The sequence below is a fragment of the Mesorhizobium sp. M1A.F.Ca.IN.020.06.1.1 genome (assembly GCF_004023265.1).
In the GTDB taxonomy this organism is placed as follows: Bacteria; Pseudomonadota; Alphaproteobacteria; order Rhizobiales; family Rhizobiaceae; genus Mesorhizobium.
Genome location: NZ_RZSR01001470.1, coordinates 1 through 932 on the forward strand (window position 1 = coordinate 1; position 932 = coordinate 932).

At 61.8% G+C, this 932-nt stretch carries 2 protein-coding genes; one reads left to right on the plus strand and one right to left on the minus strand.

What is annotated here, in order from left to right:
• Positions 1–89 precede the first annotated feature (89 nt).
• Positions 90–299: a DUF1674 domain-containing protein gene (locus EOA60_RS34935; protein WP_067324941.1), complete on the minus strand. Its 210-nt coding sequence runs from the start codon at positions 297–299 to the stop codon at positions 90–92.
• Between the two features lie 105 nt (positions 300–404).
• Here EOA60_RS34935 and EOA60_RS34940 point away from each other — a divergent pair.
• On the plus strand, positions 405–932 hold a 528-nt coding region (locus EOA60_RS34940), incomplete at its 3' end, for a M48 family metalloprotease (protein WP_164899865.1).

A 932-nucleotide genomic window follows, 5' to 3' on the forward strand; every position in this document is an offset into this window, starting at 1 on the left:
GTGCAGCGGTTTTGCGAAGACGACAGCACGAACAATGACTTAAAGCGCGTCGCCTGAATCCGCTTCAGCGCGACGCGCCTTGAGTGTCATTAAAAATCAGTGGCCAGACCCTTCACCTCCCAGTCGCCGTAGCGCCCGGGTTCCTTGCCGCCGCGTCCGCCGAACTCTTTCGGCAGGCGGGCTTCCGCCTCGCGGTATGCCTTCCGCCTGGCTTCCGCTTCCGCCAATGCGCGTTGCGCCTCAGGCGACAGCGTCCTTTGCGGCTTGGCGCCTTCGGTTTTGTTGGGTTGATCGGTCATGCGATGCTTCCTGCCGATTGAAACGGGGACCGGCCTTTCCCATCATATAGCCATGACAATGGCAGGATCGACCCCTATTCGCCACCACGCCAGACGGAAGAGACGATGAATACGCTTCGCACCGCCATGCTCCTTGCTGCGATGACCGCGCTGTTCATGGGCGTCGGCTTTCTGATCGGCGGCACCGGCGGCATGGTGATCGCCTTGCTGTTGGCCGCCGGCATGAACCTGTTCAGCTACTGGAATGCCGACAAGATGGTGCTGTCGATGAACCGCGCCATCGAGGTCGACGAGAGGAACGCTCCCGAATATTATGCGATCGTTGAGGCGCTGGCCAAGCAGGCCGGCCTGCCGATGCCGAAGACCTATCTGATCGACAGTCCGCAGCCGAACGCCTTCGCCACTGGCCGCAATCCCGAAAACGCCGCTGTAGCCGCATCGACCGGCCTGCTGGAGCGGCTCAGCCACGAAGAGGTCGCGGCGGTGATGGCGCATGAACTCGCCCATGTGCAGCATCGCGACACGCTTACCATGACGATTGTCGCGACGCTTGCCGGCGCGATCTCGATGCTCGGCAATTTCGCCTTCTTCTTCGGCGGCAGCCGCGAAAACAACAATCCGCTGGGCTTCGTC